This window comes from Verrucosispora sp. WMMD1129 (assembly GCF_029581255.1).
Classification (GTDB): domain Bacteria; phylum Actinomycetota; class Actinomycetes; order Mycobacteriales; family Micromonosporaceae; genus Micromonospora; species Micromonospora sediminimaris.
The window spans coordinates 5,997,733-6,022,909 of record NZ_CP120741.1; the positions used below are offsets into that span (position 1 = coordinate 5,997,733).

A 25,177-nucleotide genomic window follows, 5' to 3' on the forward strand; every position below is an offset into this window, starting at 1 on the left:
ACAGACTTGGTGGTCGCGGCTACTGTTTGCGACGGAGCCGTTGCGGTGTCGTGAGAGCCTCCGGCGGTCGCAGTATGTCCCTAGTCCGGGGGGAATTGTTGGACATCCGCGAAATGCCACGTAAACATCAACCGAGGTCTTTTGCTCAAACCGATATCGCGACAGATTCGACACCTTCCTGGTGGGGTAGAGTCGGTGTTGGCACTGCCATGGGGCACCATGGCGAGTTGCTTCAAGGCGTTTTCCACGACAAATCCGGTAACCCTCGTCGTGGTCTGGTCACGATGCCGGTCGTCGATCTGAAAACGGTGGCGATATTCCGAGGAAAGGCCGGCTCCGGTCCGGTGCGTATCACGGTTGAGCCGGGCAGTAAGGACAAGGCCCGTCGGGCCGCCGAGCTTGCCGTCGACTACTGCGCTCAGCGCTCCGGGAGCCCTGCCGTGCACGGGCACCTGGTGAATCACACGGCGGTCATGAGCGGTCTGGGCCTGGGCGCGTCCACAAGCGACGTGGTCGCCAGCATCCGTGCCGTGGCCGACTGGTACCGGTTGTCCCTGCAACCGGCGGAGATCGCCCGACTGAGCGTACTCGCCGAGCGCGCCTCCGACTCCATCATGATCGAGGACCGGACCGTGCTCTTCGCGCAGCGCGAAGGGGTGGTGCTGGAGGACTTCACCACCCCGCTGCCGCCGGTGATCGTCGTCGGCTGTGTGGCCGGTCCCGACCTCAGCGTCGACACGTTGACGCTCACGCCCGCCGAGTACGACCCGGACGAGTTGATTCGACTGCAGGTCATGCTCTCGACGTTGCGGCACGGCATCGCCACCGCCGACGTGACGCTGATCGGCGCCGTGGCGACGGCGAGCGCCCGGATGAACCAGCGCTTCCTTCCCAAGCCTGAACTCGAAACGTTGATCGCAATCGGTGAGGCGCACGCCGCCGCCGGAGTGCAGGTCGCGCACAGCGGTTCCGTCGCTGGCCTGATCTTCGATCCGGAGCGTGCGTCCGTCTCGGACGACATCGAGCGCTGTGTCCGGGCCATGAGACATGCCGGCATCACCCATACCGAGGTGTTCTGTTCGCAGCCGGCCAAGACGGGAGGACGGGGATGAGATCCTCAGTGTTCGAGGAGATCACCGCAGGGGTGGAACGACCGCAGATCGTCCGACTGGGACCGAACCTCTTCGGCGTCGTGTTCACGCTGATGAAGATGATCCCGGCACGCTACATCCTGCGGCAGGCTGTCGCGCGCGGCGACATCGGTCCCGACACGCTCATCGTGGAGACCACCTCGGGTACCTTCGGACTCGCCCTGGCCATGCAGACCGCGCTGCTGCGCCGACGCCTGATCCTGGTCAGCGACCCGGTGATCGATGACGAACTGCACCGGCGACTGACCGACCTCGGCGCGACCGTGGAGATCGTCCGGCACATGGCCGCGAGCGGTGGCTACCAGGGGGCGCGGCTGGAGCGGCTCGCGGAGATCCGTGCCGAACACGAAGACTCGTTCTGCCCCGAGCAGTACGCGAACCCGGACAACCCCCGCTCCTACTCCCTGGTGGCCGAGCTGCTCAGCGAAGCCCTGCCCCAGGTCGACCTGCTGATCGGACCGGTCGGGTCGGGCGGATCCATGTGCGGTACGGCCTCCTTCCTCCGATCGGTCAGTCCCGACCTGCGGCTGATCGGCGTGGACACACACCGCAGTGTGCTGTTCGGTCAACCCGACGGAGCGCGATCCCTGCGCGGCCTCGGCAACAGTCTGATCCCACCGAACCTCGACCACACCGCGTTCGATCAGGTGCACTGGTGCAGCGCCGGTCAGGCCTACCGGGCCACCCGGAAACTGCACCGCGAGCACGCCGTCTTCCAGGGGCCGACCAGCGGCGCGGCCTTTCTCGTGGCCGAGCGGGTGGCGATGACGAACCCCGACGCGGTGACCGTGGTCATGCTGCCCGACCAGGGCTACCGCTACCAGTCCACTGTCTACGACGACCGGTGGCTCGCCGAGCAGGGGCACCTGGCCGACTCGACCGAGGATCGGCCGGTGGAGACTAGCCACCCCCTTGCCGAGCACGCGGAGTGGTCCTGGTTCAACTGGGGACGACGGAGCCTGCACGAGGTCCTCGAACATCGCGGCACCGCAAGCGTGGCGGCGCGATGAGCGACACGGGCCGGATCAAGGAGCCCATCGGCCTGCGGACGCAGCGGCAGATCTACGGTGAGCCGACGCCGGCCGAGATCGCCGAGGAACTCGATCGCACCACCCTGGTGGACCTGGCACACGTGGTCATGCTCAGGGAGCGGCGGTTGATCGAGCCCGAGGCGGCGGTCGCGCTGGTGACGCTGATCGAGCAGCTTCGCGACAGCCGCTTCGCCGCCCTCGCCAACGCCCGCATGCCGCGCGGGCTGTATCTGGCCTACGAGCAGTACCTCACCGCGGAACTCGGCGAGGAGGTCGGCGGCGTACTGCACACCGGACGTTCCCGCAACGACATGAAGGCCACCATCACCCTGACCCGGCTGCGCGAGTGGCTGCTGTCCTTCCTTCAGGAAACGTCGAGGCTCGTCGCGGTGCTGCTGAGCCGGGGACGTGAGTACCGCGACGTCGTGATGCCGGTGCACACCCACTACCAGGCGGCGATGCCGATCACCTACGGCTACTACCTGACCGGCGTGGCGGCCGGGCTGACCCGGGAGATCGAGTCGGCCTGGGACTCGGCCAGGGGACTACGGCGCTGCCCCATGGGCGCCGGTGCGGTCGCCGGAAGCGACCTGCCGATCGATCCGGCCCGGGTCGCCGCGCTGCTGGGATTCGAGGAACCACCGGTGCACGCCCTGGACGCCATCGCCAGCCGGGACGTCGCGCTGCGACTGCTGGCGGACGCCACCGGCGTGGCCGTCGTGCTGAGCAGGCTCGGCACCGACCTGCAGCTGTGGAGTACCGAGGAGTTCGGCTTCATCCAGTTTCCCGACCGTCTCGTCGGCGGCAGTTCGGCGATGCCGCAGAAGCGCAACGCCTTCCTGCTCGAACACGTCACGGCCGCCGTGGGGAGGGTGAGTTCGTCCTGGGTGGGCGCGGTCACCGCGATGAAGGGCGCACCCTTCACCAACTCGATCGAGGTCGGCACCGAGGCGGTCGGACTCGCCTGGCCGGGTCTGCGAGCCGCCACCGACGTCGTACAGCTCGGTCAGGTTCTGGTCAGCGGCGCCCGACCACGTCCCGGCCGGATGCGACAGCGGGCGGTGGAGGGGATCACCACGGCCACGGCGGTGGCCAACCGACTGGTCCAGGACGGCATGCCCTTCCGGGTCGCGCACCACACTGTCGGTGCGGCCATCCGGGAGCAGCTGGCCGAGGCCGACGGCGAGCCGACCGGCATCGACTGGGTGGCGCAGCGATTCCCGGCGGCCGCCAAGGTCGCCGACCCGGCGATCGCGGCGAGCCTCACCGACGCCGGCGGCGGCCCCGGTGACTGGCAGCGCGGGTACGACGACGTGTACGGCAGGTTGCGGGTCCTCCGCGACCGGAGTCAGCGGGAGTTGGCGCGGCTGACCGCCGCCCGTGCCGAGCTGAACAGCGCCGTCCGTGAGCTGCGGCACGGCAGGACCACGGCCAACCAGCAGAAGGAGGATCGGTGGACGCCTCGGGGGTGATGGTGTTCGTGGAGAGCAACACCACGGGGACCGGTCGGCTCTACTGCCGGGCAGCTCGGCACCGAGGACTACGTCCGGTCATGCTCGCCCGCGATCCGTCCCGCTATCCGTACCTCGCCCAGGACGGGATCGATGCGCTCGTCCTCGACACCGGTGACGCCGAGACGGTCGCGCGTGCCTGCCAGCAGCTGGGGCCGGTCGCGGGCGTCACCTCCAGCTCCGAGTACTTCGTCCCGGTCGCCGCCCGGGCGGCACGGCGGGTGGGTCTCGCCGGCCCCGATCCCGTTGCCGTCGAGCAGGCCCGCGACAAGGGGTTGCAACGGGAGGCGCTGCTGGCAGCGGGCGTATCCGTGCCTGACTTCCGCGTGATCCGTACGCCGGGCGAGGCGACGTCGGTCGCGGTCGAACTCGGCTGTCCGTTGGTGGTGAAGCCGGTGCGGGGCTCGGGCTCGGTGGGGGTGCGGCTGTGCCGCACCAGCCGGGAGGTCGTCGAGCACGCGACCCGGTTGCTCGCCACCAGGGTCAACGAGCGGGGTCTGCCCGTTGAGCCGAGAGTCCTCGTCGAGCGCTTCGTCAGCGGGCCCGAGTTCTCCGCGGAGTTCTTCGACGGTGAGCTGGTGGGCCTGACCGCCAAGCAGCTCGGCCCGCCACCACACTTTGTCGAGACCGGGCACGACTTTCCCGCGGAGCTTGAGCCGACGGCTGCTGCCGCGCTTACCGAATGCGCGCGATCCGCGTTGCAGGCGCTCGGCCTGACCTGGGGGGCGACGCACACCGAGCTGCGGTTGAGTCCCGACGGACCGATGATCATCGAGGTGAACCCACGCCTGGCCGGCGGCTTGATCCCCGAGCTGGTACGCGCGGCCCTCGGCATCGACCTGGTGGACTGCGTCATCGCGCGGGCAAGCGGCGACCTGCCCAAACTGCGTCCACTGCGCAACGCACACGCCGCGATCCGATTCCTCATCGCGCCGGGCGACGGGGAGATAGCCGAGGTCGACGGGGTCGAGCCGGCGGAACGGACCGCGGCGGTCCGCGCCGTCAACATTGGCGTGGCGGTCGGGGATCGCGTCGCGGTGACCGGGGCGTTCACCGACCGGATCGGCTCGGTCATCGCCGCTGCCGACACCGGTCCGGAGGCCGCTCGGCAGGCCGAGACGGCGCTGGGTCGACTGACCGTACGGCTCGCAGACCACGCGGAGAACGGAATGGCCGGCAAATGATCGAGTTGCGTAGTGACACCTTCACCGTGCCCGACGCGACCATGCGACACGCCATCGCCGAGGCCGCCGTCGGAGACGACGTCTACGGTGAGGACCCGACCGTGCGGGCGCTGGAGCGGCGGGCGGCGGCGCTGACCGGGCATCAGGCGGCGGTGTTCACCCCCAGCGGCACCATGGCCAACCTCTGCTCGGTCATGGCCCAGGCGGAACGTGGGCGGGCGGTGATCGTCGGTGACCGCAGCGACCTGTACCTTTTCGAGGCCGGCGGACCGTCGGTGCTCGGTGGCACCGTGCTGCGCCCGGTGCCGAACCTGCCGGACGGCACGCTCGACCCGCGTCGGTTGACCGAGGAGCTGACCGTCGACCGGCAGGATCCGCAGTTCGCGCTGCCCGCACTGCTCTGCGTGGAGAACACCCACAACATGGCCGGGGGCGTGCCACTGGACCTGGGATACCTCAAGCACCTGCGGGATCTCAGCGGGGAACACGGCATCCGGCTGCACCTGGACGGTGCGCGGGTCTTCAACGCCGCGGTCGCCCTCGGCGTACCGGTAGGCGAGATCACCAGCCTCGCCGACTCGGCGCAGTTCTGTCTGTCGAAGGGGCTGGGCGCGCCGGTCGGCTCGCTGCTGGTGGGTAGCGCGGAGGTGATCGAACGGGCCCAACGGATCCGCAAGATGCTCGGCGGTGGCATGCGCCAGGCCGGTCTGCTCGCGGCGGCCGGTCTCATCGCGCTCGACGATGTCGAGCAGCGGCTGCGGAGCGATCATGAGCACGCGGCCATCTTCGCCGAGTTGCTCATGGCCTCCGACGCGCTGGAGCTGCGTGGCGGAGCACCCCGTACCAACATCGTCTTCTTCCGGGCCGCCGGCGTCGAGAGCCAAACCTCGTTCCTGCGGCACTGCGCCGACGGGGGAGTTCGCCTCCTCGAACTCGAAGCCGGCTGGGTGCGGGCGGTCTTCCACGGCGGGGTCAGCGGGGCGGACGCGCGACGCGCGGCCCACGTCATCCGTACCGCCGCCGAACGCCACCCGCGCTGACAGACCCCGCTCCGACCGCCGCCGTCCGTGGCAGGAAGGCCGAGATGAGTAGCCTCCCCGAGTTCCCTTCGATCCCCGCCGCGCTGAGCCACTGGGCACAGCGGCGTCCGGACGCTGTCGCGTTCACGTTCGTCCAGGCCGGCGGGGCGATCGAGCAGGTGACCTACGCGCAGCTTGAGGAGAACGCGCTACGGGTCGCGTTGTCGCTGCGGGAATCGACGCGGCCCGGCGACCGTGCCCTGCTGATCCTGCCACCCGGTCTCGACTTCCTGACCGCGTTCCTCGGCTGCCTGCACAGCGGTGTCGTCGCGGTGCCGCTCTACCCGCCCCGCCCGGGGGCGCGGCTCGATCGGATCGAGAGCGTCGTGCGCAGCTGCCAACCGGCGCACGCGGTCACCACGGATCTCTTCGTCGAGCAGTTGACCGCCTTTTTCGGTGGGAACGCGACCGCCTCGATGCGGATCCATCCGTTCAAGTCACTCCTGCACGGTGAGCCCGGCAGCGCGGGGGTGGCTGCCGTCAGGCCCGGGCCCGGCGGCGAGGATCTGGCCTTCCTGCAGTACACCTCCGGCTCGACAGGCCAGCCCAAGGGCGTGATGGTCAGCCACCGCAACCTCGTGCAGAACGAGGAGGCGATCGCCGAGGGCTTCGGCATCCGCCCCGACGACATCGTCCTCAGCTGGCTGCCGATGTACCACGACATGGGGCTGATCGGTACCGCCCTGTTGCCCGTCTACCGGGGCATTCCCTCGGTGCTGCTGGACACCTTCGCGTTCGTGCACGATCCGATGCTGTGGCCGCTGGCCGTGGACCGCTTCGGCGCCACCTGCTCCGGTGGCCCGAACTTCGCCTACCAGTTGCTCGTCGAACGGTACGACCGGGCCCGGCTCACCGACATCGACCTGAGCCGGTGGCGGATCGCGTTCAACGGGGCCGAGCCCGTGCGCGCGGAGACGATGCGGGACTTCGCGACGTGCTACGGCGTGCACGGTTTCGACCGCGACGCCTTCTTTCCCTGTTACGGCCTGGCCGAAGCCACTCTCTTCGTCGCCGGAGCCGAACCGGGAACGGGGTACCGGTCCCGACACGTCAGCCGCCGGGAACTGGAGCGCGGCCGGCTGGTCGAGCTGCCGGAGGAGACAAGCGAGGCCGGCACGAGCCTCGTCTCGTCGGGGCGACCGGCCCGGCACACCGAGATCGTCATTCGCGGCGGTGACGACGACCGGGTCCTGCCCGACGGGGAGATCGGGGAGATCTGTGTGCGGGGGCCGGGCGTGGCCCAGGGGTACTGGGACGATGCGACGGCCACCCGACAGACCTTCCACGCCGACGTTCCTGGTCGCGAGGGGCGCTGTCTTCGGACCGGGGACCTCGGCTTCACCTGGCAGGGCGAGTTGTACCCGGTCAGCCGCAGCAAGGACCTGCTGATCGTCGCCGGGCGGAACTTCTACCCGCACGACGTCGAGACCGTCGCGCTGACCGCCTGCGCCGACCTGCGCGGCGGTGCCGCAGCCGCATTCCAGCCGGATCCCGACGCCCCGCCAGTGACCCTGGTGGCCGAGGTGGCCCGGGCGTCTCTGGCCCGCCTGCGCGATCCGGCTGCGGCGGCCGCGGTGCGGACGGAGGTGCTGCGCGCCGTCGGTGTCGAGTGTGACCTCCAACTGGCCGAGGTGGTGCTGGTCTACCCGGGCTCCCTGCCCAAGACGTCGAGCGGAAAGATCCGGCGGAGCGAGACCCGGGCCCGCCATCTCACCGGCCGGCTGCGGGTGCTGGGGCACTCGGAGAATCCACAGCCGCGTCCGGCACCGCCCACCGCCGACCAGCTCGACGCGCTACACCGTCGCGACCGGGACACGCGGCGGCAGCTGGTGCGTCAACTGCTGGCCGCGCTGGTCAGCGCCGCGGGGCAGCAGCTGACGGTGCAGGACTGGTCCCGGCCGCTGGCCGCACTCGGGCTCGACTCGCTGCGTACCGCCACCGTGAAGGTGAGGTGCGAACAGCAGCTCGGCCGCTCCCTGGACAGTCGACTCTTCACCAGCGACCGCTCCCTCGAAGAGATCGCCGAAGCGGTGGTGGTGTTGACCGGGCAGCCCCCGGAGCCCGCGCAGCCGGAGCCGACGACCGGATCTCCGGATCGGGTCGCGCCGGCCACCGACGGCCAGGTGCAGATGCAGTTCTATGACGAGTTCCATCCGCAGGACACGGCGAACATCCTGACCAGCGCCGTCCGCCTGTCCCGTCGGTACGACCCCGACCTGCTGCGCGCCGCGGTTTCGGCGGCGGTGGCCCGGCACCCGGCGCTGCGCACGGTGCTCGGGTCGCCCGGCAGCGGGACGCAGATCGTGCGGGACAGCCCTCAGCTCGACTGGTCGCAGGTGGCGCTCACCGATATCGACGAGTCGGTCGACTTCTTCCTGCGGGAGGTCGCCGACCGGCGGTTCTGTCTCACCGAAGGTCCGCTGGTCCGGGCCGCCGCCGTGCTGACGCCGGAGAGCACCGTCTTCATGCTCGTCTGCCACCATGCGATCGTCGACCACTGGTCGTTGCGGGTGATCTTCATGGAGATCCTGGCGGAGCTGCCCGGGGTGCGCCTGGGCGGAGAGCTTCCCGCCACCGACCGGGGCGACTACGTGCAGCGGCAGCGGTGGTTGTCCGCCTCAACCGACGACGAGTCGGCCCGGCGCCGGCTCACCGCGCTTGCCGAGCGGTGGCACCCACTGCGCGACCACCTGCTCTTCCCGACCGTCCGAACGGGAGGCACTCCGGGCCGGAACCCCGCCGCGATCATCGACTTCGAGGTGGACGGTGCCGACCGCCTCTACCAGCGGGCCCAGCTCCGTGGGCACACGCCGTTCGTCAGCCTCGTCGCGGCGTACCTGAGGGCGCTGCATCGGACGACCGGCGAACAGCGGATCGTGATCGGCACCCCACACCATGGCCGGGACGACTGGCGCTTCGCCGACATGGTCGGCTACCTGGTCAACATGCTGCCCCTGGCCGGCCGGTTCGAGGACGACGAGCGCCTGGAACAGATCGAGGACCGCAGCCGGGCCGAACTGCGCGACGCCCTGGCCGACGCTGATCTGCCGTTCGCCCGGCTGGTCAAGGCGCTCAGCCCGGACCGGCACGGGCAGACACCCCTGTTCCAGGCCACGTTCACCTTTCAGCAGTCGACGGACGGGCTGCTCGACGATGGTTTCTCGATCCCGTCCAGCGGATGCCGCCAGCGGCTCGGAGAGGTCGAGGTGTCGGTGGTGGACGTACCTCCCCGGGATGTCGCCTTCACCGTCAGCCTGTACGGCACCCGGCACGCCGACCGCCTGACGTTCCGTCTGGTCTACCAGCGGGAGCGGATCGACGCCGCCACCGCAGCCCGGATCGTGGCGGAGTTCCAGTCGGCCCTCAAGGAGATCGCATCGCCCGGCCCCGCGCCGGCCGTCGAGGAGGCAGGACGATGAACAGCCAGGACATTCCGGTGCCGTCGGTGGGGCAGGCGCGGAGTTTGGTGGCGGGGTTTGGGGAGTCGGTTCGGTGTTTTCCGGATCGGGTGGCGGTGCGGTGTGGTGGTCGGGGTGTGACGTTTGCGGAGTTGGATCGTCGGGTGGGGGTGTTGGCGGGGGCGATTCGGGCTGCGGGTGTGGATGTGTCGCGGCCGGTGGGTGTGTTGTTGGATCGTTCTGTTGACATGGTTGCTGCGGTGCTTGCGGTGTTGCGGGTGGGGTCGTCGTATGTGCCGTTGGATGTGGGGACTCCGGCGGGTCGGTTGGAGTTGATTGTGGATGATGCTGATCCGTCGGTGGTGGTGACCAGTGGTGGGTTGGTGGGGTTGTTGCCGGAGGGTGTGCCTTCGGTGCTTGTGGATGATGAGGGTGTGGTCGGCGGTCCGGTGGACGTGGCTGTGGCGGAGTCGGGTGGGGATGATCGGGCGTATGTGATTTTCACGTCGGGGACGACGGGGCGTCCGAAGGGTGTGCAGATTTCGCACGGTAATGTGTTGCGGCTTTTTGGGGTGACGGAGCGTCATTTCGGGTTTGGTCCGGATGATGTGTGGGCGATGTTCCACTCGTTCGCCTTCGATTTCTCGGTGTGGGAGATGTGGGGGCCGCTGTTGTACGGCGGTTGCCTGGTGATCGTGCCGAGGGAGACCGCCCAGGATCCTCGGGCGTTGTGGGACCTGCTGGAGCAGGAGCGGGTGAGTGTGCTGTGCCAGACGCCCACCGCCTTCAATCAGCTGATCGCCGAGGACGCGACCCGGGGCCGTCGACTGCCCCTGAGGTGGGTGATATTCGGCGGCGAGGCGCTGCACTTCGCCGACCTGCGGCCGTGGGTGGCCCGGTACGGCGACGAGCAACCACAACTGATCAACATGTACGGCATCACCGAGACCACGGTGCACGCCACCTACCGGCGGGTGCGGCGCGACGACCTGGATCAGGGGCGGTCGTTGATCGGAGTGCCGCTGGCGGACCTGCGGTTCACCCTCGTCGACGCCGACCTCAACGAGGTGCCCGCCGGCGAGGTGGGGGAAATCATCGTCACCGGGCCGGGGGTCAGCGCGGGCTACCTGGGCCGGCCCGAGCTCGACGCCGAGCGGTTCGTCCGGTTGCCCGGCAGCACGGCGCGGTCCTACCGCTCCGGCGATCAGGCCGTGCTGGTGGAGAGCGGCGAGTACGAGTACCGGGGCCGGCAGGACGACCAGGTCAAGATCCGCGGATTCCGGATCGAACTCGGCGAGGTGCACGCCGCCTTCGCCGGCATCCCCGGCGTACGGCAGGTCGTCGTCACCGTGGTCCGGCCCGAGACCGCCGCCGATCCGGTGCTGCGAAACCGGACCGCGTCGCTTGAGATCACCGATGTGCGGGATCTGCTGCGCGGCGAGAGCCGCCGTGCCCCGTCGCCGAGCACCGGCCCACGGATCGTCGCCCACCTGGTCGCCGACGACGACCTCGACCCCGGCGAGCTTTTCACCCGCCTTCGGGGACGGCTTCCGAACTACATGATGCCGTCGTTCATCGTGCCCGTCGACGCCATCCCGCTCACCCAGAACGGCAAGGTCGACCGGGACCGGCTGCCGACCGCCACCCCCGCGAACAGCCTGCGTGAATCCCGCCCGGTGGAGGCCGCCGGGCAGGGCAACCTGGTGACCCTCATCCGCCAGATCTTCGCCGAGGTGCTGGGCGTACCGAGCGTCGGCAGCGACGACTCCTTCTTCAGCGTCGGCGGTGACTCGATCACGGCCCTGCGGCTGCGTGCCCGCGCCCAGGAGCGCGGCGTCACGCTGAACCTGGTCGACATCTACGGCACTCCGACACCCGCCGGACTCGCCGCCCTCGCCGGAACTGCGCAGGCGCCGTCGGAGAATCGCCCGCCGACCCCGCCCTTCAGCCTGATCAGCGCAGCGGACCGCGCGGCGCTACCGGACGGCGTGACCGACGCCTACCCGGTCAGCACCCTCCAGGGGGGCCTGCTCTTCCACAGCGCCTACGACGCTGACGTCAACATGTACTGCGACATCTTCATGTTCCGGCTCCGAGCCGGCTACGACCATCGGGCGATGGAGCAGGCGGTCGCGCGAGCGGTGGCCCGCCACGAGATCCTGCGCACCTCCTTCACGTTCACCGACCACTCGCAACCGCTGCAACTGGTGCATCCCAGCGCGCCGTCCCGGGTGACCGTGGTGGACCTGCGGCACCTGGGTGGAGAGGAACAGGATGCCGAGCTGAGCCGGTGGCAACTGGGGGAGCGGCAGACCGGGTACGACTGGAGCGTCGCTCCGTTGATGCGGTACACGGTGCACCTGCTGTCGGCCGACGAGTTCCAGTTCTCCGTCAGTTTCCACGACGCGCTGTTGGACGGGTGGAGCGAATCATCGCTGATCACCGAGATCCTCTCCGACTACTGGCAGCTGCGGGCGGGGGACAAGCCGGTGGCCGCCCCACCCCGACGCCGCTACGCCGACTTCATCGCGCTTGAGCAGGAGACGCTGCGCGATCCGTCAGTCCACGAGTTCTGGGCGCGGGAGCTGAGCGGGGCGGAGCCGACCCTGCTGCCCCGGAATGCCGTCGCGACCGGGACGGCCGCCCGTAACGAGATCGGCTTCCTCAGCGTCGAGGTCGACGCCGATCTTTCGGCGGCGCTCGACGAACTCGCCGCCCGCTGCGCCGTCTCGCTCAAGCACGTGCTGCTGGCGGTACACGCCCGGGTGCTGGCCACCGTCACCGGACGCTCCGACCTGGTGCTGGGCGTGGAGTCGAACGGTCGGGTCGAGGAGGAGGGCGGCGCCGAGGTGATCGGCGTACACCTCAACCTGCTGCCGTACCGGCTGGCCACCTCCGGCACCACCTGGATGGCGCTGATCCGGGCGGCGTACGCCAAGGAACAGCAACTGTTGCCCGTGCGGCGGTTTCCCTACGCCGAACTGCAGCGGCTCAACGGCGGCCGGGAGCTCACCGACGTGAGCTTCAACTACACGCACTTCCACAGCTACGAACAGCTGGCGTCCGCGACGTCCCTGACCGTGGTGGACGCGAAGGCGTACATCCAGACGCACTTCGCGCTCCGTACCGAGTTCAACAAGGACCCCTTCACCAAGCTGCTCTCTCTCGATCTTGAGGCCGATCTGCACCGGTTGAGCGAGCCGCAGGTGCGGCTCATCGCCGCCCTGTACCGCCACGCGTTGGCCGATGCCGTGGCCCACCCCGAGACCGTGCCCAGCCGGCGTACGTTGCTCGGTGAGACGTACTGGCAGGAGCTTGTCGCCGCGTTCGGACCGCCCGCCCGGCCACTGTCCGCGCCCGGCTACTTCACCCTGCTGGAGCAGTCGTGCGCGACCCACGCGGAGGCGCTGGCCGTGCGCTGCGGCGAGGATTCGCTGACCTACGCGGAGCTGGCCGTACGCATCGAGCGGATCGCGGCCCGGCTGGCGCGACGAGCCGTCACGGCCGGAACCGTGGTCGGCATGTCGGCCGCACGGGGCATCGACTCGTTCGTCACCGCGCTGGCGGCGATGCGTATCGGCGCGATCTACCTGCCCCTGCCCTCGGGGCCACCGACCAGGGTGGCCAGCATGCTGCGGACCAGCCAGGCCGCGCTGGTCCTCGGCGACAGGCAGAGCGAGGCAGCGCTCCGTGAGGCGGCCGGGCCGACACCGTTGCTCCTGCTCGACGAACTGGTGGCCTCGGGCGACGAGCACGATCGATACGCCGGGCCACTGCCCGGCGGTCGGGCCGCCGCCTACGTCATCTTCACCTCCGGCTCGACGGGTGAGCCCAAGGGCGCGACGATCCGGCATGACGGGATGCTCAACCACCTGGAAGCGAAGATCGGCACGCTGGGAATCAGTGCCGGCGACCTCGTCTCCCAGGACGCCGCCGCCACCTTCGACATCTCGATCTGGCAGATGCTCGCGCCGCTGGCGGTGGGCGCGACATCGGTGATCTATCCCGACGAGATCAGTCAGGATCCGTCACGGTTGCTGCGCGCCGTGGCCGAGGACGGCATCACCGTACTTGAGGTCTCACCCACGGTGTTGAGCGTCTTCAGCGCCGAGTTGACCCACTACGGACTGGCCGCCTTCCCGCCGTTCCGGCTGCGCTGGGTCGTTTCCAGCGGGGAGACGTTGACCCCGAAGAGCGCCAACGCATTCCGTCGGCACCTGCCGCAGGTGCGACTGCTGAACATGTGGGGGGCCACGGAGGTCTCCGACGACTGCACCCACTACGAGATCATCGGGTGGGCCGACGAGCGGGCCGCCTCGGTGCCGGTGGGCCGTCCCATCGACAACGCCAAGGTCTACGTCCTCGACGAACACCGTGAACCGGTGCCGACGGGCACCCCGGGCGAGTTGTACGTCGGGGGGCTCTGCGTCGGTGCCGGCTACGTCAACGACGTCGAGCGCACCGCCGCCGCGTTCGTACCCGATCCCATTGCCGAGCAGCCTGGGATCGTGGCCTACCGGACGGGTGATCGGGGCCGACTGCTGCCTGACGGGAACCTCGAGTTCCTCGGCCGGATCGACAAGCAGGTCAAGATACGCGGACACCGCGTCGAGCTGGCTGAGGTGGAGGGGGCGCTCGCCGCGATCCCGACACTGCAGGAGAGCGTGGTCATCGTGCGTTCGGACGGCGAACACGGCAACCAGCTCGTCGCGTTCTTCGTCCCGCAGACGGTTGCCGGCGACGGTGGGACCGCTGCCGGATCGGGCCCGTCCCGGGCCGAGGTGTCCCCGCTGGAACTACGCGAGCAACTGGCCGCCATCCTGCCCCGGTACGCGGTACCGGATCACCTTGTCCGCCTCGACGTGCTGCCCCGCACGCCGCACGGCAAGGTCGACACCCGGTCCCTCGCCGGATGGCAGCCGGCACCGCCGCCCGAGCTGACCGACGACCTCGAACCGGGGAACGAGACCGAGGCCGTCGTGATGGATGTCTGGCGCAGCGTGCTGCGGCTGTCGATGCGGCCCGGTCCACTCACCGACTTCTTCGGCCTGGGCGGTCACTCGCTGCACGCGGCGCAGGTGATGGCCCGGCTACGGGATCGCTTCGGGATGGATCTGCCGATCCGTCTGCTGTTCGAGAATCCGAACCCCCGCGCCCTGGCCCAGCGGATCGCCAGCGGTCGCGGGGTCGTGCCGGCGACCGACGGAACGCGTATCCGGCCGGCACAACCCCGACCGGACCGGTTCCCGCTGGCCGCCAACCAGGCCGCCCTCTGGTTCCTGTGCCAGGTCGACCCGGACGACCGCTCCTACGACAACACGGTGCTGTTGCACCTGTCCGGGGCGCTGGACATCACCGCGCTGCGCTCCGCGATCACGACTCTGACCAGCCGGCACGAGGTGTTCTCGATGCGCTTCGGCACCGAGGAGGGCAGCAGCTATCAGCGACCCGACCGGGACGCGGTGGTGACGCTCGACGTGGTGGACGCGACGGGGGAGCAGCTCACCGATCCGACGGAGATGACGAGGTACGTCCGGGACCAGGTCCTCAGTGACCTCGTGCTGGACCTGACCAGCGGCCCGGTCGTGGTCACCCGCCTGTTCCGGTTCACCCCGACCGAGCATGTGCTGCAGTGGAGCAGTCATCACCTGGTGTCGGATGGCTGGTCCACGAACGTGGTCTTCAGCGAGATCACCGAGGCGTACCGGGCGCACCGGCAGGGGCTGCCGCCCCAACTGCCGGAGCTGCCGATCCAGTACGCCGACTATGCCCTCTGGCGGCACGAGCGGGCGGCGGCCACGGCCGGCGCGGACGTCGACTTCTGGCGGGACTACCTGGACGGCTACTCCGGCGACCTCGGCCTGGTGACGGATTTCCCCCGAACCGAGGAGCGCAGTCGGGAGGCCGGTTACGTGGCGGTGCGGTGGCCAACCGGACAGCGGGATCGCGTGCAGCGCGCCGCGGAGGAGGCCGGGGTCACCACCTTCATGCTCCTGCACAGCGCGGCGGCGATCGTGCTCAGCCGATTCGCCCAGCACACCGACATCGTGTTGGCCGCCCCGGTCGCCGGCCGCGACCTTGCCGAGACGGAGAACCTGGTCGGCTACTTCGCGGACACGCTGCCCTTCCGGTACCGGGTGGAGCCACAGGCCACCGGCGCTGCCCTGGTCGATGCGATAGCTGCCAGCGCCCTCTCCGCGCTGGATCATCAACAGCTGTCGTTCCAGGAGATCGTGCGGGCGGCGCGGCCGCCTCGGGTCGCGGGGATGCCGACCTTGGTCCAGGCCATGGTCGCCGTCGACAACTACCCGCTCGACCTACGCACGCTGCCCGAGGTGACCGGTCGGCTGGTGCAGCTGCCACCGGCGACCGCGCTGTTCGACCTGCTGTTCCGCTTCGTGTTCGACCCGGAGCCGGAGCTGTCCGCACAGTACGACGCGACGCTCTTCACCCGTGCCACCATCGATCGGCTCCTGGCTGCGATCGGCCGGGCACTGGAGTTCCTGGTCACCCACCCCGACATGAAGCTCTCCGAGATGCGGCTCATCGATCAGGACGACCAGACGGAGCTGGAGCGCCTTTGGCGCGAGATCAGCGGCGATGACATCGACCTCGGCAAGGCGGCGGCGCAGATTGTCGAGTCCCCGTCCTGGCCGGACTTCCTGGCGGCGGTCCAGGCACGGCAGGGCCTGCTCGCCGCGCTGCTGCTCGCGTTCTGACCCACCGATACCAACTGTTTTGACGAAGGGCCAACCGTGAATCAGGTTCTTGCAGATCTTCTGCGTCAGCGGGTGATTCAGCGTAGTCAGTCGGATTCGACGGTCACCGATGGCGACGCGCGGATCGGCCGGAGCGTGCCGTCGGTGGGGCAGGCGCGGAGTTTGGTGGCGGGGTTTGGGGAGTCGGTTCGGTGTTTTCCGGATCGGGTGGCGGTGCGGTGTGGTGGTCGGGGTGTGACGTTTGCGGAGTTGGATCGTCGGGTGGGGGTGTTGGCGGGGGCGATTCGGGCTGCGGGTGTGGATGTGTCGCGGCCGGTGGGTGTGTTGTTGGATCGTTCTGTTGACATGGTTGCTGCGGTGCTTGCGGTGTTGCGGGTGGGGTCGTCGTATGTGCCGTTGGATGTGGGGACTCCGGCGGGTCGGTTGGAGTTGATTGTGGATGATGCTGATCCGTCGGTGGTGGTGACCAGTGGTGGGTTGGTGGGGTTGTTGCCGGAGGGTGTGCCTTCGGTGCTTGTGGATGATGAGGGTGTGGTCGGCGGTCCGGTGGACGTGGCTGTGGCGGAGTCGGGTGGGGATGATCGGGCGTATGTGATTTTTACGTCGGGGACGACGGGGCGTCCGAAGGGTGTGCAGATTTCGCACGGTAATGTGTTGCGGCTTTTTGGGGTGACGGAGCGTCATTTCGGGTTTGGTCCGGATGATGTGTGGGCGATGTTCCACTCGTTCGCCTTCGACGTGTCCGTGTGGGAGATGTGGGGGCCGCTGTTGTACGGCGGTTGCCTGGTGATCGTGCCGAGGGAGACCGCCCAGGACCCCCAAGCCCTCTGGGACCTGCTGGAACGGGAGCGGGTCACGGTGCTGTGCCAGACGCCCACCGCGCTCAACCAGCTCATCGCCGAGGACGCCACCCGCGACCGTCGACTGCCGTTGCGCTACGTCATCAGCGCAGGTGAGGCGCTGCACTTCGCCGACCTGCGGCCGTGGGTGGCCAGGTACGGCGACGAGCAACCACAACTGATCAACATGTACGGTCCGACGGAGACCACCGTCTACGCCAGCTACCGGCGGGTGCGGCGGGAGGACCTGGATCAGGGGCGGTCGCTGATCGGGGTGCCGCTGGCGGATCTGCGGTTCACCCTCGTCGACGCCGACCTCAACGAGGTGCCGGCCGGCCAGCCGGGCGAGATCGTCATCACCGGTCCCGCGCTGAGCAGCGGATACCTCGGCAGCCCGAGACTGAATCGGGCGCGTTTCGTGCGCCTGCCGGCGACGGGGGAGCGCGGCTACCGCTCGGGCGACCAGGCCGTGCTGATGGAGACCGGCGAGTACGAGTACCGGGGCCGGCAGGACGACCAGGTCAAGATCCGCGGATTCCGGATCGAACTCGGCGAGGTGGAAACCGCCCTGCGCGCTCTCGGCTCGGTCTCCGCGGTCGCCGTTGTCGCCCGTGATCTACCACAACGTGGCACCGCGCTGGTGGCCTACCTGGTGCCGAGCCAGCCAGGACTTACCGCCGTCGCCCTGCGGCGTGCGCTGGCCGCGTCGCTGCCGGCGTACATGATCCCGAGTGTCTTCGTCACCCTGGACGCCCTGCCGCTCAACCAGAACGACAAGGTGGACCGGCGGGCGTTGCCGGATCCCGCCCAAGCGACGCTCCTACCCGACACCGAGCACGGCCCGGCGCCGATCGCCGCGCCGGTGTCGACCGCGTCGAGCGGTGACGTCGACGAGGACCGGGTGGCACAGGTGGTGGCCGGCCTGCTCGGCATCGAGCGGGTCGATCCGCAGACCAGCTTCTTCGAGTTCGGCGGCCACTCCATCCTCGCCATCCGGCTGGTCGCCCGGATCGGGAGCGAGTTCGGCGTCGACATACCGCTGCGTCTCTTCCTGCGCGACCCGACCGTACGCGGGCTCACCCAACTCGTCCGGCGCGGCGGCGCCGACGGGCGTACCTCGGGCGGTGGCGGCATTCCGCTGTACCGCGTGCCACCGGGCGAGCCGGTGCCGGTGACCGACCCCCAGGGACGGTTGTACTACCTGGCCCAGCTGCAGCGGGACAGCGCCGCGTACAACCTGCACCAGACCGCCCTGATCGAGGGTGAGCTGGATGTCGACGCGCTGGAACGGGCCTTCCGGGCCATCGTCGACCGGCATGCCGCCCTCCGCACGGTCCTGCGCCTGACCGACAGCGGCATCGTGCAGGTCGTCCGTCCCGCCGGCCAGTTCAGGATGGCGGTCGAGACGGCGGAGGTGCCGCCCGGCGCGGACCTGAAGGCAGTGGCCGAGCGGTTGTCCGAGCAGGAACTACGCCGTCCGTTCGACCTGGAACACGACGACATGCTGCGGGTACGCCTGATCAGGCTGATGCCCCACACGCACGCACTGCTGATCAGCATGCACCACGTCGCCTCCGACGGCTGGTCGATCGGCATCCTCGCCCGCGAGGTCGGCCATCTGTACCGCGCCTTCCACCAGGACCTCGCGGCCGATCAGGCCGAGCTACCGCCGTTGCCGGCGACCTACGCCGACTACTCCTACAGCGTGACGCGCTGGGCCGACAGCCCGCAGGCGACTCGTGACCTCGGCTACTGGGAGGAACGTCTGCGGGATCTGCCACTCGTGCACGGCCTTCCACTCGACCGGCCCCGCCCCATCGAGGCGACCCATGCGGGTGAGAGCATCATCCAGCGGCTCGACCCGCGGCTCACCGAGGCGGTACGAGCGCTGGCCCGAACCTCTGGGGGGACCCCGTTCGTGCTGCTGCACGCGGTGTTCGCGATGCTGCTGGCGAAGCGGTCGGGCAGCGGTGACGTGGTCGTCGGTACTCCGGTCGCCAACCGCAACGGCACCGAACTCGACGGACTCATCGGAATGTTCGTCAACACCCTGGTACGCCGGACCCGGGTGGACGACGCCCCCACTTTCCTGAGCTACGTGCAGCACGTCCGGGAGGAGGCACTGCTCGACCTCGACCATCAGCATGTGCCGCTGGACATGGTGGTGACCCGGCTCAATCCGGCCCGCTCGACCGCCCACTCACCGCTTTTCCAGATCATGTTCGCCTACCAGGACGACCAACGCGGCGGCATCGAGTTGGACGGACTTGCTGTCGACCTGCTTCCGTCACCGAGTCAGGACACCCAGGCGGAGCTGATGCTCGATGTTTTCGACATCGGCCGGAACCTCGAACTGCGCTGGCACTTCAACCCCGACCTGTTCGACCGACCGACCATCCAGTCCTGCGCCGACGAGTACGTCGACCTGCTGCGACGTGCCCTGGCGGAGCCGCAGTCCAGTGTGGCGGCCCTGCTCGGCCGGGAAATACGCGGCACCCGGCGGCTGCTGGCGCTGCGTCGGCGGCCCGAGGGCGCCACGCCGATCTTCGCGCTTCCCGGGGTGCTCGGTCTTGGTACCTCCTTCGCCCAGCTGAGCGCCATGTTCGACGATCGTTCGTTCTTCGCGGTGTCGACCAGAGAGCTGTTCCAGGAGGGGGGCGACGGCACCGTCACCGCGCTGGCCAGCAGATGCGCCGAGGTGATCGCCGCGGCGGCGGGCACCGGACCTGTCGATCTCGTGGGCCACTCCTTCGGCGGCGCGCTCGGCCTCTACGTCGCGCACGAGCTGCAGGCCCGAGGCGTTCCGGTCACCCGCCTGGTGGCGCTGGACTCGGTGGACCCGGAAGCGGTGGGGCGTCGCCTGGGGACCAGCCGCGTCGAGCAGTTCGTCTCGTTCCTGGCGATCCTGGCGGAGATGTTCCCGGTGGTGCGCGAGCACGCCCCCTCGGACCTGCCGAGCCTGCTGCGAACCACGCCGGAGGAGCAGATTCTCGCCGAGGTCCAGGAGCTGATCGGGACGGACGCGCCAGAACTGCTCAACGGTGACCTCACCGAGGTGTTCGACGCGTTCAGCGGGATGTCGTCGCTGCGCTGGCCGCCGGTCACGGTCCCGCCGGACCTTTCGATCATGCTGATCGAGGCCGCGCAGACTCGCCATGACCAGGGCGAACAGCCGAGATCGGGTTGGCAGCGGATCGCCGGGGAGACGTTGACGTACGCCTCGGTCGCGGCCGGACACGAGGCGATGCTCTACCGTCCGCACGTCACCGAGGTGGCCGAGCTGATGCGCCGCTTCCTCGGTCAGCGTGGGCCCGTCGCCACGGACGGGGCAGGGTCGGCCTCCCGATGACGACGACAACCCGCCCCATGATGTTGGCCCGACTACTGATCGCCGGGGCCGGGATCATGAGTCTGGCGAACTCGGTGGCGATCCCCTTCCTCGCGATCTTCCTCCATCGGGAGCTGGGACTCACCCCGACCACGATCGGCTTCATCATCGGGTCGTCGGTCTTCTTCTCGATCTTCGCCGGCTTCGTCGGTGGCTCACTCTCCGACGCGCTGGGCCGCACCAGGCTGCTGCTGCTCGCGTTGTCCGGGGTCATCGCCTCCTTCGTGGCCTTCTACTTCAGCAACGGGGTGCTGGCGGTCTTCTTCATCAACGCCGCCCTGGCCCTCAGCAGCAGCACCTTCAACCCGGTGGCGAAGGCGCTGCTGAGTGATCTGCTGCCGGCGGAGGACCGGCTGAGATGGTTCTCGTACCAGTACATGGCGGTCAACGTCGGGTTCGCCGTGGGGCCGTTGCTGGGCGCGTACGCCGGCCTCTCCGGCGGCCGGGTGGCCTTCCTGGTCGGCGCGGCGGTCTACGCGGTCTATCTCTGCCTGTTCGGGCTGACGCTGCTGTTCCTGCCACCGATGACACCTGCGGTGCTGGAGCAGGAGCCCAGCACCGGCTTCCGAACCCACCTCGAAGGGCTGCGGGACAGCTTCCGGGTGGTCGTCCGGGACTTCCGGTTGCTCTGCTTCATCGCCGCGGGTCTCCTGCTGGAGGCGGTACACAGCAAGATCTCGGCGCTGCTGGCGCAGCATCTCTCCGCCGGATTCGCCGACGGCACGAAGATCCTCGGCTACGTGCTGACCACAAACGCCGTCACCGTGGTCGTCGTCCAACTCTTCGTCTCGCGGTACGCGCGCAAGCGTGACCCGGTGCGGTCGATCGTCATCGGCGGGGTGCTCCTCGTCGCGGGCATGGTGGGCTTCGCCTTCGCCGGTCCGGGTTGGCAGTTCGTGGCGGCAATGGTGATCTTCACGATCGGGGAGACCTTCATCATCCCGGCGGAGTTCGCCGTCATCGACCGGATCGCACCCCCGGACCGGCGGGGCAGCTACTTCGGGGCACAGACCTTCGCGCAGCTCGGTGGCTTCATCGGACCCTTCACGGGTGGACTGATCCTGGCGCACTACGGCGGCACGGCGATGTTCCTCGGGGTGAGTGTCTTCGCGGTGATCAGTGTCCTGATCTACCTCCTGGTGGGACGTAACCTGCCCGGTCTTCAGATGGGCAAGGCCACCCCTCGGGCTCGGACGGCGGTCGGCGATGGCGCGACGTGACCGGGTACGCGACGGGGCGCTGCGGCTGCTGCGCACGCCGGCCGTGCGGGCACACGCCGATCGTGGCTCGGTGCGGCTGAGCGGCCTGACCGACCGGGCCATGGTGCGCCGCGACGACCGTGGGGTGCCGTGGATCATCGCCCACGACGAGCACGACCTCTACTTCGCCAGCGGCTTCGCGCAGGCCAGCGACCGGCTGTGGCAGATGGACGTGCTCCGGCGACGAGCCCGCGGCCGACTGGCGGAGGTGCTGGGCGAGACGGTCGTGCCCGAGGACGTACGGGCCCGCAGGCTCGCTCTGGAACGGGTGGCCCGCCAGTCGCTGGAACTGGTGGACCGTGCGTCGTACGCCTGCCTGGTGGCCTTCAGCGACGGCGTCAACGCGGCGATCCGCCGGCTCCGGCGGCGGGCCGGTCTGCCGGTGGAGTTTCTGCTGCTCCGCTACCGACCCGAGCCCTGGACACCGCTCGACTCCGTGCTCATCGTCAAGCACCTGGGGTTCGACCTCGGCACCAACCTCCGGCAGGAGGTCTTCCGCATGCGACTCGCGGCGGAGCGGCCCCGCTACGCGGCCTCCTTCTCCGCGCCGCGCTACCCGATCGACGGCGCGGTGACCATCAGGCGTCCGGGGCAGGGCGTCGACATGCGCCTCGGCCGCCCGGGAGCGTCCGAGTCCGCCCCGGTCGTCGAGTTGCCTGAGCAGTCCCGTGCCTGGCTGTGGGGGCTGCTGGACGGGGAGACGTCCCCCGGATCCAATGCCTGGGCGGTCTCGGGGCGACTCACCCGCTCGGGCGCGCCCCTGCTGGCCAACGATCCGCACGTGCTGTTCACCCAACCGAGCATCTGGTACCAGATGGGTTTGCTGCTGTCGGCGGAGCCGGCGACGGCGTACGGCATCACCGTCCCCGGACTGCCCGGACTCATCGCCGGCAGCAACAGCCGGCTGGCCTGGGGCATCACCAACGCCACTGTCGACACCCAGGATCTCTGCCTGCTCGACGGCCCGGCAGCGCGGCCGACCTGGCGGCAGGAGAGCGTCATCTCGGTCCGGGGCGGCGCGGACGTCGCGGTCCGGGCCGCGGGCGGGCAGCGGCACGTCGAGTTCGACGCGCCGGGTCCGGACGGCGCCGCCCGGCTCGGCCTCTTCTGGAGCGGCTTCGTGCCCTCCACCGAGATCGTCGGTTGTCTGCGGATGTGGCGGGCGGAGACCTATCCCCGCTTCCGGGCGGCCCTGCGGGACTTCGGCGTGCCGGTGCTCAACGTGGTGGTGGCCACCGCCGACGACGTCATAGCGCTCAAGACCGCCGGGAACGTGCCGCGGCGACGGCCGGGCAGCGGGCTTGCCCCAGCATCGTTCGGCGACGTCGCCGAGTCGTGGCAGGATCTGCTCTCCTTCGACGAGCTGCCGGAGACGGTCAACCCCGCCGAGGGCTACATCATCTCCGCGAACCACAAACTGGTGCCGGACGACGCGAAGGTCCACGTCGGCGTCGACTGGGTCGCCCCGTACCGGGCCGAACGCATCGAGCAGCTGATCCGTGACGGGTCGATTTCGGCTGAGGAGTGCGCGCGCTGGCAGAACGACCTGGCTGACGGAAGGGCGGCCCGGGTGCTGCCGGTGCTGCTGGACGCGCTGGCTGCCCGCCCGCCCACGGATCCGCTGGCGGGGACCGGGCACCGCCTGCTCAGCGAGTGGGACGGCCACGCCCGAGGCGAGCAGCCGGCGCCACTTGTCTTTCTCCGGCTGCTGCAGGCCCTGGTGGACCGATGGGTGACCGAACCACTGGGTGCGGATCTGGCTACCAGCATGCCGGATCTGACCCTGCAAGTTGATCATCTCATTCTCGACGCGGAGGCCCGACGACAACTCGGCGAGACCGAGCCACTTCCGGTCGTCGTCGCCGAAGCGCTGGAGACGGCGATCGCGAGAATCGTCACCGCACACGGCACGGACCCGGCAGGTTGGCGTTACGACGCGGTGCACCGCGTCAACGACCGGCATCCGATCGCCAAGGCGCTTCCCGGGCTGCGCGGACTCTTCGGCGGCGACGAGACCCCGGTCGGAGGCAGCGGCCACTCGGTCTGCCTCATGACCCCGGATCGCAGCGGCGCCGCGATCGAGGGAGCACCCTGGCGCTTCGTGGCCGAGGTCGACCCCGCCGGGCCGCTGCTGCGGGACGTCCTGCGCCACGGCAGCTCGGGGCTGCCCGGCTCCGCGCACTACGACGACCAGACGCCGGTCCATGCCCAGGGGCAGACCTACCTGGTTCCGCTCGCCGGGCCGCAGGGCGCGGCAGACCGGACGCTCACGCTGCTGCCGTCACGCCCGGCGACAGGTTGAACGACGGTACCGCACCGCGGGATCGACAAGCGCCCACCGACGGGCCGGCCGACCGGCCGGGGACGGTACCCTGCGCCTACCGGGGGCGGCCCCGGCCCGGCCGGAGAGGATCGCGTAGCTCGTGGATGACATCGTTTCGCTGGTCCGGCCCGAGATCTACGCGATGCGGCCCTACAGTTCGGCGCGCGTCGAGGCGGAGCAGGTCGCCCGGGTCCACCTCGACGCGAACGAGAACCCCTACCCGCCGTACCCGGGCGGGCCCGAGCAGGAGGGCCTCAACCGGTACCCGGAACCGCAGCCGCCGTCGCTGCTGAGCCGCTTCGCCGAGATCTACGGCCTGCCGGTGGAGCAGCTCTTCCTGTCGCGTGGTGCGGACGAGTCCATCGACCTGTTGGTCCGCGCGTTCTGTGCGGCCGGCCGGGACGGCATCCTGATCACACCGCCGACCTTCGTCATGTACGAGACGGCTGCGGCCATCCAGGGTGCGTCGGTGTGCCGGGTGCCCCTCGTGCCCGGGGTGTACCAGCTCGACACCGACGCGATGCTGGCGGCCTGCGACGCCGATCCCGGGATCAAGCTCGTCTTCGTCTGCTCGCCGAACAACCCGACCGCCAACCTGATGGACCGGGCGTCCGTGCTGTGGCTCGCCGAGCGGCTACGCGGCCGGGCGATGGTGGTGGTCGACGAGCTCTACCTCGATTACTCGGGACAGCCGTCACTCGCGGGCGACATCGCCGGCCATCCCAATCTCGTCGTCGTGCGCTCGCTGTCCAAGGAGTACAGCCTCGCCGGTGAGCGCTGCGGCATCACCCTCGCCCACCCGGAGGTCGTCGGGGTCCTCCGTCGCATCATGCCGCCGTACCCGCTCACCGTCACGGCGATCCGCGCGATCGGCGCGGCGATCTCGCCTGCGGGCATCGCCCAGGGACGCCGCAACATCGAGCGTATCGTCGCCGAGCGGGATCGGGTGCGCAACGCCTTGGCGCAGCTGCCGGCGGTGATCGAGGTGTTCCCGTCGGACGCGAACTTCCTGCTGCTGCGGACCGAGGATCCGCAGCGGCTGTGCGGCGCCTTGGCCGCGCAGGGCATCCGGCTGCGGGACCGCAGCAGTGTGATCGACGGTGGCGTCCGGCTGTCGATCGGCACTCCCGAGGAGAACGACGAGCTGCTCCAGGCTCTCAAGCTGCACGGCTGAGCCGTTCCCGTCGGCCCGGTCTCCGGCTGTCCGGCCGCGGTTCGGGCCGTTCGCGGCGTGGGAACCGGCCGGCGCGCGGCCGGGTAGCGTGCGGGCGTGACCGCGACAGGAGCGGTCACGC

Annotated in this window: 11 protein-coding genes; all 11 read left to right on the forward strand. The window is 69.7% G+C overall.

From position 1 onward, the window contains the following. Positions 1-98: 98 nt before the first annotated feature. Positions 99-1,112, forward strand: a complete 1,014-nt coding sequence (locus O7624_RS27875; protein ID WP_282237944.1) for a hypothetical protein — start codon at positions 99-101, stop codon at positions 1,110-1,112. Next, complete coding sequence (locus O7624_RS27880; protein ID WP_282237945.1) at positions 1,109-2,161, forward strand: cysteine synthase family protein; 1,053 nt, start codon at positions 1,109-1,111, stop codon at positions 2,159-2,161. Before O7624_RS27875 ends, O7624_RS27880 begins: the two co-directional genes overlap by 4 nt. Then, on the forward strand, positions 2,158-3,654 hold the full coding sequence (locus tag O7624_RS27885; RefSeq protein ID WP_282237946.1) for an argininosuccinate lyase: 1,497 nt from the start codon (positions 2,158-2,160) through the stop codon (positions 3,652-3,654). Before O7624_RS27880 ends, O7624_RS27885 begins: the two co-directional genes overlap by 4 nt. Then, positions 3,636-4,877 (forward strand): ATP-grasp domain-containing protein, encoded by a 1,242-nt coding sequence (locus O7624_RS27890; protein WP_282237947.1) that lies wholly within the window; start codon positions 3,636-3,638, stop codon positions 4,875-4,877. Before O7624_RS27885 ends, O7624_RS27890 begins: the two co-directional genes overlap by 19 nt. Continuing rightward, the gene (locus O7624_RS27895) at positions 4,874-5,917 is read left to right on the forward strand and encodes a GntG family PLP-dependent aldolase (protein WP_282237948.1); all 1,044 of its coding nucleotides are present in this window, start codon (positions 4,874-4,876) and stop codon (positions 5,915-5,917) included. Before O7624_RS27890 ends, O7624_RS27895 begins: the two co-directional genes overlap by 4 nt. Positions 5,918-5,961: 44 nt before the next feature. Beyond that, positions 5,962-9,375: an AMP-binding protein gene (locus O7624_RS27900; protein WP_282237949.1), complete on the forward strand. Its 3,414-nt coding sequence runs from the start codon at positions 5,962-5,964 to the stop codon at positions 9,373-9,375. Then, positions 9,372-16,073, forward strand: coding sequence for a non-ribosomal peptide synthetase (locus O7624_RS27905; RefSeq protein ID WP_282237950.1), 6,702 nt, complete (start codon positions 9,372-9,374; stop codon positions 16,071-16,073). Before O7624_RS27900 ends, O7624_RS27905 begins: the two co-directional genes overlap by 4 nt. 165 nt (positions 16,074-16,238) lie before the next feature. Beyond that, the gene (locus O7624_RS27910; RefSeq protein ID WP_282237951.1) at positions 16,239-20,261 is read left to right on the forward strand and encodes an amino acid adenylation domain-containing protein; all 4,023 of its coding nucleotides are present in this window, start codon (positions 16,239-16,241) and stop codon (positions 20,259-20,261) included. Next, positions 20,258-21,520, forward strand: a complete 1,263-nt coding sequence (locus O7624_RS27915) for an MFS transporter (protein WP_198413237.1) — start codon at positions 20,258-20,260, stop codon at positions 21,518-21,520. Before O7624_RS27910 ends, O7624_RS27915 begins: the two co-directional genes overlap by 4 nt. After that, positions 21,507-23,861, forward strand: a complete 2,355-nt coding sequence (locus O7624_RS27920; protein WP_282237952.1) for a penicillin acylase family protein — start codon at positions 21,507-21,509, stop codon at positions 23,859-23,861. The genes O7624_RS27915 and O7624_RS27920 overlap by 14 nt, the downstream gene beginning before the upstream one ends. 121 nt (positions 23,862-23,982) lie before the next feature. Next, on the forward strand, positions 23,983-25,056 hold the full coding sequence (gene hisC, locus O7624_RS27925) for a histidinol-phosphate transaminase (protein WP_282237953.1): 1,074 nt from the start codon (positions 23,983-23,985) through the stop codon (positions 25,054-25,056). Positions 25,057-25,177 lie beyond the last annotated feature (121 nt).

Excerpts from the sequence above, each read along its gene's own strand:
- O7624_RS27880 (WP_282237945.1), top strand. The coding sequence starts at position 1,109 with ATGAGATCCTCAGTGTTCGAGGAGATCACCGCAGGGGTGGAACGACCG.
- O7624_RS27885 (WP_282237946.1), top strand. The coding sequence starts at position 2,158 with ATGAGCGACACGGGCCGGATCAAGGAGCCCATCGGCCTGCGGACGCAG.
- O7624_RS27895 (WP_282237948.1), top strand. The coding sequence starts at position 4,874 with ATGATCGAGTTGCGTAGTGACACCTTCACCGTGCCCGACGCGACCATG.
- O7624_RS27900 (WP_282237949.1), top strand. The coding sequence starts at position 5,962 with ATGAGTAGCCTCCCCGAGTTCCCTTCGATCCCCGCCGCGCTGAGCCAC.
- O7624_RS27905 (WP_282237950.1), top strand. The coding sequence starts at position 9,372 with ATGAACAGCCAGGACATTCCGGTGCCGTCGGTGGGGCAGGCGCGGAGT.
- O7624_RS27915 (WP_198413237.1), top strand. The coding sequence starts at position 20,258 with ATGACGACGACAACCCGCCCCATGATGTTGGCCCGACTACTGATCGCC.
- O7624_RS27920 (WP_282237952.1), top strand. The coding sequence starts at position 21,507 with ATGGCGCGACGTGACCGGGTACGCGACGGGGCGCTGCGGCTGCTGCGC.